The sequence below is a fragment of the Desulfosporosinus shakirovi genome, assembly GCF_020595055.1.
GTDB classification, from domain to species: domain Bacteria; phylum Bacillota; class Desulfitobacteriia; order Desulfitobacteriales; family Desulfitobacteriaceae; genus Desulfosporosinus; species Desulfosporosinus shakirovi.
Genome location: NZ_JAJDOO010000068.1, coordinates 1 through 9,712, shown reverse-complemented (window position 1 = coordinate 9,712; position 9,712 = coordinate 1). Strand labels below are relative to the sequence as shown.

The following is a 9,712-nucleotide window of genomic DNA, read 5'->3' as shown; positions in this document are numbered from 1 at the left end:
TGATCTGCCTTTAGGAATTCGGATGGTTTTTGCGAACATTTATTGACACTATCTGGGGTTTAATACGGCAGTCATATTTTAAACATAAAATTTCTATCATTGTATGATGCTCAGATTTCCCCTACCCTTGCCACCGTCTGCTAAGAAATGCCCCACCCCTTAATCCATATGTGCCTGATGGAACCTTTTAAAGGGGGAATTTTATTATGTAACAAAAAAAGACTACAATTTTTTGAATTAGTGGCAACAAAAGGATAGAAAACTTCATGTGAGAAAATAGTGGACTTTGCTGTGTAAAAGAGTAACCTAGAAAGAGTATCACTTGAAAATTTTAATCTGGAGATGATTAAATGAAAAAAACTATAGAGATCTTAATGTTATCATTTTTAATGCTAACAGGCATATTAGGTAGTAATGTCTATGCTGGCCCACACACTGGTGCTACGAGTAATGTAGGGGCAACAGCCTGGAACGCACAAGCTACTATTAACACTCCCTTTTATCCGATTACCTATTGGCCTTCATGGTCTTGTAACTATACTATGATTCAAAACGGCTTTCCCAACACATGGGTTCAAGTCGGATGGTCGAAAGAGAACGATAATTTCTATGGTCAAACCCTAAATGGAACTTATTACTTTTTTCAATATAATGACCCATCTCTCACTCAACCTTACACCGTTTTCAGTGCTGTTGGCCCTGCAGTTGGTTCATCTCACACATATAATACGCTCTTAGATGAAACAAACACCTACTATGGAACTGTAGACAATACTACGATTGCCAGTTATCCTGCTGGTTTTTGGGGTTCAATTACCGAATACTCAGGTGAAGTATCGAATGTTGACTTGGCACGATTTGCCGGTTCTACCAGCAATGGTTTATATATGTGGAATATTTATTCTTCATATAAAAATGGTAATACAAAAGTTTGGACTCTTAACCCAGTACTAAATTGGGCAGAACAATCTTCAGTTGGTGTTCTATATAAAGGTAGTTATATTGTTGGCAATCCAAATGCGTCGTTTAATTATTGGGATACCCGAAACTAATTTAAGGAGGTTCTAAACGTGATAAAGTTCATTAAAGTTTGTATTGTTATTGTGATTACCCTATCCCTATTGGGTACTATTAGTTTAATCAAACCAAGAAATAGCAGTGCCACTATCACTTATTTAGTTGGCGTTGAACCAATAACAAGCCAAAATCTAGCTGCTTTAAGTAAAATAGGTTATCAATTTAATGTACCTGCCCAACCAGCGGTAATATCGCCTGATGTGGCTATAAGGAACGCAAGCGTAACTTATCCAGGGTTAAATGGTAAAACTGACTACACTGTAGAATATCAAGTGTTAACAGTCCCTAAGTTTAACGCATTTTCTCAGGAAGCTCTGGAGAAGAATCCGGTTCTAAATTCAAAAAAATTGATTGACCATTTACCTGTTTATATTATTTCTTACGAAAATATGCTAATCCCTGTTCATAGTCCCATTGGAACAAAGTCCCCTGAGACACAAGATAGTTCTGTACCCGCAGGATATCAAAAAGGTGAATATAATGTAGTAGTTGACGCTACATCGGGAGTACCGTTAATGGTATTTTCATACCGATAGGATTATAGGATTGCTAGTTTGTTGAATCCCCAAAATAGGAGATTAACAAGATGAAGGCTGACAAATGCTTAGTAAGGATTTGTCGGCCTTTGTTGGAAATCGATAAGAAAATCGGTTTTCGATGAACTGCGCGAGAACTTTGCGGCAATCAACGTTTAAAGAAACTTTTCTCGGTAAGGGTTCCATTTGCCTTCACGCCTATTTAATTCAATGTCCCTATTCGCAAATCACAAAGTTCTTGAACCCGTAATCCCGTGTGCAAAAATATTGTAACTATGGTGCACTCGCATGCATACACACACCGAATGGGCGGAAGCAATGACTTCCGACTTTTTCTCGCCACAAACGTAATTCACATAAATTCGTATGTAATCCCGATCCTGTAAATACATTGATGGGAACAACTTGGGATTGTACTACCAGTGTTTCTTCGAATTAGTCGCTGCCGAAGAGATTGCTCGCTTGTCAGAAAACAGCCGAGTCAGGAAGTATTAACATTACTACCATTTTCATCAAGATAATTGTGAAAACTTTGACCTCAATCCATTCGATAATCCCAAGGAATTTTACGGTTATGGTAAAGGCAAGACTAACGGACAGGCGATGGCAGTTCTAGTTTAGTTAGCATGTTAAGTTTGTTATAATCAAACTAATAACTAATGCAAAGGGGAAAAACCCGTTACGTCAGATTTAGGGCTAGATATGCGTCTATATATTTGTTGGTACATTTATATAAGGAGTGATCACATGAAGAGATTTAGTCTTGTTTTAGCAACATTAGTCCTAGCAATCACGATTACTGGCTGCTCAGATACAAAAGTATCTGAGCAAATCCAACCACAGGAATCTAAAACTTTTCAGGGGAATATTGTGGTTGATCAGAGTGGCGCGATTTCCGATGTTAATGTAGTAGATAATTTTTTAGCGTCCGTTAGTCAAGGCGAAGTAGCTAATCTTCAAATTAAAAAATTCACTGAAGAAGGGGACCCAATTTTTCAAACACTATATTATGATAAAAACGTTATTAAGCTCACCATTGACGACTCTCTAGATAAGATGAGAGCGGGTAACAAAGGACCAGATACAAAAACAGGTGAGTATGTACGATTGGTTAAAGAAGAGGATGGCAAGAATATTGTTTATAATCTAATTGATAAAACCGGTAACCCAAGTCGAATTTTAGTTTCTTCTAATTAAATAACGAATAATGGTACAATACGAAGCGTAAGACAGGTGGCTACAGCGATTTGAAGCTGTGAGCCACCTGTCTTTTTTACTGAACATTACTACCTAAATTAATTATTCCATTCATGTAGTAACCCGTTGAATTGAGTGAAAAATTGCCCGTTCTCATGATGCGATTTTTCCCTTTTAGTTCGAAAGTAATATTATTAATCTGGCTATTATCTAATGAACGAATAACCAACTCCTCATACTTGTCAACAATCGGGTTAACCCCTGCGGCAAAGACATTACATACCCCTGAAAAATGGGAATGCAGGTTTGATGTTATATAGTAAAATGTAAGGATGTAAAACCAAGATTTAAAAGTATTGAACAGTCCCTCTTTTCTCTAATCCTAGAGAAAGCAATTGTAAAGAATATGCTATAATAAAAAGCGGTGAAGATTTTAGTAAGTAGTTCAAGCTACAAGGAGTTTAGCCATGAAAGATCTTTTTACTCGTATCCGCAGTGTACTCACTTTAGTTATTGCCTTTATTTTCTTAAGCAACCTTTTTATCAAATCAACCATAATGGATGATTTTAATCTGATGATGATGATTGTTGTCGTTGGGCTTAGTTTTTGGGAAGTTAGGGGTACGACTTTGGTAATTGGCTTTATGCTATTTGCCCTAAGCATCCTTCTTTTTCTTTTCTACCATGCGCCTCTTAATGTTTGGCAACAAGCCTTGCAAGAAAATATTTATCTTGTTGTAATGTTTACCTTGGTACCACTCTTAGGTATTCCCATCAAGCATGGAGGATACTTTGAAGCCTTACAAGGGGTCTTTAAGCGTTATGTTTATAACGATAGCCGTTTTTATCTGCTGGTAAGCTTTGTATCTGCCTTTGTAGGAGTATTGGTAAATTTGGCCGTAGTTTCCCTCGTGCTCCAGATAAGTCAGGCCAGCGCTAGAAGTTCTAACAAGAAGCTCTTAAGTTCTGCCATTGTCCGAGGTTTTGCAACTTGTACGATTTGGGCTCCTACCACTGCTGCTATAGCTTTGATCGTGCATCTAAGCGGAGCAAGCTGGCTTCTTTTTTCTCCTTATGCCATCCTATGTGGTGTAATAGCTGGCTTAGTAGGGTACTTTATGACCATGTATGAAGAAAAAAGAGCTGGGATGAGCTTGGATTCTGCAGTTGAGGAGCCTGATGTTAACTATGATGGAAAGAAAGTATTCGAGCTCAGTGTTTTTAGTATAATTTTAATTACTGCTATTGCTGTCATCTCCTTAGTTACAGGAATACATACGGTTATTGTGGTTTCCTTGGCATCACTGATTTTCCCATTTGTTTGGATGGGGATAATTGGCCGTTTACCGATTCTGATTAGGGAGTTTAGAGGTTATTTTCAGGAAAGTGTTCCAAAACTTAAAAACGAAGTAATCCTTTTTGTAGGTGCCGGACTATTTGCAACTAGCATTAATTACTCCCACTTAGGAAATTATGTTTCAGTGATTTTATCCAAGTTCGTCGGTCAAAATGCTTTAATGCTGGCTATAGTAATTATTATTGCTATTCTTATGCTGTCTGCTTTAGGTATTCACCCTATCATACCGGTGACTATTATTGGAGGGACAGTCAGAGCCGCTGCTTATGGTGTGACCCCGACTTATCTAGCCCTTATTTTGGCCATTAGTTGGGCGATGGGAATTTCGATTTCGCCTTCTTCTGCTACTGTTATTGCATTGTCAGGAATGACAGGCCAATCTCCTATTTATGTAGGGCCCCGTTGGAACGGATTATATGTTTTAGTTGCCTCTGGGGTAATGCTCACCACCTTGACTATTATTCGATTAATTGGGTTGGTATAATGAACTCCTCTTATTTTCCATCGAACTCTTAGGATACTTAAATGATAATGTAAAACGTGGCTCTGCCATGAAACAAAAGACATGAACAAGAAATTGTTCATGTCTTTTGTTATCATTAAGTGCAAAAAAAGACGGACGTTTATTTAGCGTCCGTTAATGTTTGTTCATCATAAGGCCAAAGCCAAGTACCAAAGAAAACCAAGAATCCCCAGAAAAATCTCATCCCTCGCATAGTTAATCCTCCTTTAGCAACGAATTGGGTTTTATAATTAGATAATTCTGAAATTTATATTACTCTATTCAGAATATCCCGATAAAGAGCGTTTGTCAATTTATAAAGGAAAAAAGATTTATAATAGTTAAATTGTATTGCCAATTTATAGTATCTGTGGAAACGTTCTTCACAAAGAAATGACGGCGTAATTGAAATGGGTTAAGATGAAATGCTAGATAGCTTTTTAAAAGTTGAAGCATTTTTCCCTTAGATGGTAGCAGAGGGAAAATTAATGAATTGATTGATACGGGGAGGAGGGATAAAATATCACCCCTTTTTAGTTTGGGGTGATAAAAAGATAACACTATTTAGTATGATGGGATTATTTTCTAATTATCTTTGATTAATTTCATTATCTTAGAGATATTTAATGGATATATTCAACTATTATACAATAAATTGTAGAAATTCAATAAAAAATAAAATAGGACGAAATATAAATTTATTGTATACAATGCAAAAGAAGGGAAAGACAAAGTTATACAGAAGTAATAGAATTATCAAAATATTGCGGCCTATGCCATAATACCAGCCATGATTAAGCTTCGTGACGATATGATTAAGAAATACGGCTACTCTAACAAAATCAGAGTAGGTGCCGCTGGTGGTATCGGTACCCCGGAGGTAGCGGCAGCGGCATTTATTCTCGGCGCAGATTATATACTTACTGGCTCTATAAATCAGTGTACGGTTGAATCCCGTACTAGCAAAGCTGTAAAAGAGTTGTTACAGCAGATAAACATTCAGGATACTGAGTATGCCCCAGCAGGGGATATGCCCTGTGGTCCTGCTCTTGGTGCTTTTAACCAATGGGTTAAAGGGAGTGACCTCCAAAACGGGCAAAATCGTTATACCGATAAGATCGCTAAGAAAATTATGACTGAAACATCAGAACTTTTAAACACGCGCTATAGTTCATTAATTTAACGCTGGTACATTGGGTAACAAGTTTTATTAAAGCGTAGGTATTAGAGTGATAGTTCAAGGCTAGTTCCAAGTGACCTGGAGCCATGGGGTTAAAGAGGAGAGCCTGAGGGACAAGTAGGGCAAGTCTCGGCTAGACAGGTTAGCCCGAAGGCCGATTTGTTCTTGACCAATATTAAATGGAATGAGGGGTAAAAAAATGTCTTCCATCGTTAGCCTAGGAAATGATATTTATCAAATTGATGTTTATGACCAGGGAATGCCTAAGCGAACTTCGTGTTATCTTATCGTGGGGGAAAAGGTGGCATTGATAGAAACTGGTCCGACGCCGGGTACTGGCTACCTGATGGCTGCCTTAAAAAACATAGGTATACCATCGGAAAAAGTGGAATACATAATCGTCACTCATATTCATCTGGACCACGCGGGCGGCGCTGGTGTAATGGCCCAGGAACTGCCGAAGGCCCGGGTATCTGTCCATCCCGGGGGAGCAAGGCACCTGGTCGATCCGTCCCAGCTTATCGCCGGAACTAGGTCTGTTTATAAAGAGTTTTTTGATGATTTTTTCGGTCATATTTTACCCGTTCCTGAAGAACGGATCCATACTCCAGAGGATGGAGAAATCCTGGACCTGGGTGGCGGCAGGTTGTTGACTTTTTATCATTCTCCTGGACACGCCAACCACCACTTTGTGATCCACGATCCGGCCAGCCGGGGTGTTTTCAGCGGTGACGCTCTAGGCGTCCGTATCCACGCTCTGAGTGAACTGGTAGGCAGTGATTTCGTTTTGCCTTTCACCCCGCCATCGGAATTTGACCCTCTGGCAGCGAAAAACACCCTAGACCGCATGAGAGGACTGAACCTTGATAATATTTACTTTGCCCACTTCGGAAAAGCAGAGGGAGCGCCTGCTATCCTTGCTCGCAACAAGGAATTGATAGAGGCTTATGAGGCCACTGGTCGGCGCGTTTTTGCTTCGGGTGGCACTTCCAAAGAAATTAAGGAGTCTTTGTGGGAACTGCTAATAGGCGAGTTGGCGAAATACGGGGTTACTGACAGGGAACACCCGGTGCTAAAGCCTTTTGATCTGGATATGGAACTCAACTCTCAAGGAATTACTTATTACTTTAAAAAATTAAAAAAATGATAAGATAGCCCCTCGGAATTTTTGGGGGGTAAAAAACAGGATTTCCCAGAATGAATTCTAGCATTGGGCTATATCTAGAGGATAGACATATCAAGGTGGCTAGTCCATTTTGCTGTTTGCGAAAATCGGTGGCTCCCAGGGCCAAGTAAATATGGTCCGCCTCATCGGCGATATGCTGCATCATAATTCCTGCAGGACCTTCATTAGTCCCGCCAATGCGGCTGGATTGAAATTACTGGGAACGGTTACCTGGATGCTTTTGAAAGAGATCTGAAAGTCGGAAGATAAAACCGAATTCTGACTTTCTGTATCGACAGGTGAAAGGATGGGGGTAATCTCGGCGAAGGTCAGTTCTTCACCTGCTTTTAGTTTTTCGCGTACCCGCTTATTCTAATAATTGTACCGGTACTTGCTCACTCCATTCTCCGATCGTCATGCCATTTTAGACTCTTTCCTTTATTCGCTGTTCCCAGAGCCGCAGGGTTTCAGCCTTGGATTTCAACCTAAAAACCTCCCATCTGATTACTTGTCCTTAGTGTATCAGATGGGAGGTTTTTAGGTTGAGCTACACGACGGTGTTTGTTCCACCGCTTACTACCCAATGCCAAGGTCTTGAATAATTACAGCAAAAAATGAAAAAAATATAGTCTTAACTAATAATGTATATTGATATGGAGATTAATAGTATGGGAACAATATTTTGGACTAACACAATATGGTATATTCTTTTATGCGTTTTTACTTTAGTAGAATTAGTACTTGCAATTGTTTACGCGAAAAAGCGCCAACGGGCAATCGCGTTCTACTTAACGATTACAGGCATAGTTCTTACATTTGAAACAATAATCCTTTTTTTTATGAAAGCATATGTCTATTATCCAATGATAATACAAAGTCCCCCACGTCCATTTGATAATGTACTAGCGGGCAATTTGTTTTCCCAGTTTTCAGTTGGTGCGTCAGCATTATTAGTTGTAGTTCTTAATTTCAAGTTGTATTGGTTTTTTATATTTGGTGTGGTATATGGCCTTATCGAAGAATTATTTCTGGCTTTAGGTATCTATCAACATAACTGGTATCGCACTTGGATGACTGTTATAGGTATTCCATTATTCTTCTGGGTCGTCAAAAAGATGTATGTGAAATTATTGCAAGGTATCAAGCCAAGATATTACTATGTATATATCTTTTTCGCCTTATATACATGTAATGTCATTACATTGCTCTGGGGCGTCTTTATGTTATTCAGAATTCAAGATTTCAACACAACATTGATTTCCGATCCGGAAGTTAGTCGACTCTACGGAGCTTTGGGGCATTTCTTTCTCTTATCCATTTCGATTATGCTTATCTACTTTTTAAGACTTAAATGGATATGGAAAGCCTTGGTTATACTCTTTCTCTACATGATATATTTTATTGGATACAAACTTAATCTCGTTCTGATAAAAGAAGGCTGGTTTCTGTTGGTATCTAGCATTTCGATTATTTGGATGTACCTATCAGTATTCATAATAGATAAACTATATGGTGGAGCACAAAATAAAGTCGAATTCTCTAAAAAGGGTAATTGAAGAACAGCAACATCGGTCTTTGAAAATGGCTACGTTACAATACCACTAAGATCGAAAGGCGGGCGAAAGTTCGCTTTTCTTTTTTGCCATTAATCACCTTCGAACCGTGACTATAATCACATATTGACACCGTTTATTCTGGTAGTATGAACACATAACAGAGAACGCGGTCATATACGAAAGGGGAAATAGTCAAATGATGTTTTGTTATCAATGTCAGGAAACAGCAAAAGGAACCGGATGCACGATCAAAGGAGTTTGCGGAAAAACCGAAAATGTCTCTAATTTACAAGACCTTCTAATCTACACCTTAAAAGGAATTGCCATCTATGCGGTTCAGGCCAGAGAACGTTATCTTGTTCGTAAAGATGTTGAAAAATTTATCATGGAAAGCCTCTTTAGCACAATTACCAACGCTAACTTTGATAGAAGTCGTTTTGTAGAACGGATTCAAGCAGGGCTGAAGCTTCGCGAAGATCTTAAGCAAGCTGTTGTCAGAGTGGGTGGGACAATTCCAGCTGAGTTACACGATGCAGCCACTTGGACGGCACCTGCCGAGGAGTTCGAAAAGAAGGCATCGTTCGTGGGAATCTTAAGCACGGAAAATGAAGATGTCCGTTCTCTCAGAGAGTTACTCATCTATGGACTAAAAGGGATAGCCGCTTATGCGGAGCATGCCTATACCCTTGAGCATCAAGAAAGCGGTATTTTTGCCTTCATCGAAAAGGCTTTGGTCGCGACCCTGGATGATACACTGGAAGCCGGTGATCTGGTAGCCCTTGTCTTGGAAGCAGGGAAATACGGTGTGGATGTCATGGCCCTTTTAGATCAAGCCAACACCACCACCTACGGAAACCCGGAACTCACCAAAGTCAACATCGGAGTCAGAAACAATCCGGCTATTCTCATCAGCGGCCACGACCTGAAAGACCTTGAGGAATTACTCATTCAAACCCAGGGAACAGGCGTAGATGTCTATACTCATGGAGAAATGCTGCCAGCCCATTACTACCCGGCCTTCAAGAAGTATGACAATTTTGTCGGTAACTACGGCAATGCCTGGTATAAACAAGACAAAGAATTCGAGTCCTTTAACGGCCCGGTTTTCCTAACCACCAACTGCCTCGTTCCTCCGAAGGAAT

8 protein-coding genes are annotated in these 9,712 nt (G+C 39.5%); all 8 read left to right on the top strand.

What is annotated here, in order from left to right; genetic code table 11:
• Window positions 1-350: 350 nt before the first annotated feature.
• Complete coding sequence (locus LJE72_RS25440) at window positions 351-1,052, top strand: hypothetical protein (protein ID WP_229250934.1); 702 nt, start codon at window positions 351-353, stop codon at window positions 1,050-1,052.
• Between the two features lie 18 nt (window positions 1,053-1,070).
• Window positions 1,071-1,613, top strand: coding sequence for a hypothetical protein (locus LJE72_RS25435; protein WP_229250932.1), 543 nt, complete (start codon window positions 1,071-1,073; stop codon window positions 1,611-1,613).
• A gap of 747 nt (window positions 1,614-2,360) precedes the next feature.
• Entirely contained in the window at window positions 2,361-2,810 is a 450-nt protein-coding gene (locus tag LJE72_RS25430) for a DUF4362 domain-containing protein (protein ID WP_229250930.1), read from the top strand.
• A gap of 467 nt (window positions 2,811-3,277) precedes the next feature.
• Window positions 3,278-4,651, top strand: coding sequence for a C4-dicarboxylate ABC transporter (locus LJE72_RS25425; protein ID WP_229250929.1), 1,374 nt, complete (start codon window positions 3,278-3,280; stop codon window positions 4,649-4,651).
• Between the two features lie 808 nt (window positions 4,652-5,459).
• Window positions 5,460-5,852, top strand: coding sequence for a beta/alpha barrel domain-containing protein (locus tag LJE72_RS25420; RefSeq protein WP_229250927.1), 393 nt, complete (start codon window positions 5,460-5,462; stop codon window positions 5,850-5,852).
• Between the two features lie 196 nt (window positions 5,853-6,048).
• Complete coding sequence (locus tag LJE72_RS25415; RefSeq protein ID WP_229250925.1) at window positions 6,049-6,996, top strand: MBL fold metallo-hydrolase; 948 nt, start codon at window positions 6,049-6,051, stop codon at window positions 6,994-6,996.
• A 686-nt stretch (window positions 6,997-7,682) separates the two neighbouring features.
• The gene (locus LJE72_RS25410) at window positions 7,683-8,570 is read left to right on the top strand and encodes a hypothetical protein (RefSeq protein WP_229250924.1); all 888 of its coding nucleotides are present in this window, start codon (window positions 7,683-7,685) and stop codon (window positions 8,568-8,570) included.
• A 196-nt stretch (window positions 8,571-8,766) separates the two neighbouring features.
• Window positions 8,767-9,712, top strand: a 946-nt coding sequence (gene hcp / locus LJE72_RS25405; protein WP_229250922.1) for a hydroxylamine reductase, incomplete at its 3' end; no start/stop codon positions are given.

Coding starts and splice junctions, on each gene's coding strand:
- LJE72_RS25440 (WP_229250934.1), top strand. CDS start 351: ATGAAAAAAACTATAGAGATCTTAATGTTATCATTTTTAATGCTAACA.
- LJE72_RS25430 (WP_229250930.1), top strand. CDS start 2,361: ATGAAGAGATTTAGTCTTGTTTTAGCAACATTAGTCCTAGCAATCACG.
- LJE72_RS25415 (WP_229250925.1), top strand. CDS start 6,049: ATGTCTTCCATCGTTAGCCTAGGAAATGATATTTATCAAATTGATGTT.
- LJE72_RS25410 (WP_229250924.1), top strand. CDS start 7,683: ATGGGAACAATATTTTGGACTAACACAATATGGTATATTCTTTTATGC.
- LJE72_RS25420 (WP_229250927.1), top strand. CDS start 5,460: ATGATTAAGCTTCGTGACGATATGATTAAGAAATACGGCTACTCTAAC.
- LJE72_RS25425 (WP_229250929.1), top strand. CDS start 3,278: ATGAAAGATCTTTTTACTCGTATCCGCAGTGTACTCACTTTAGTTATT.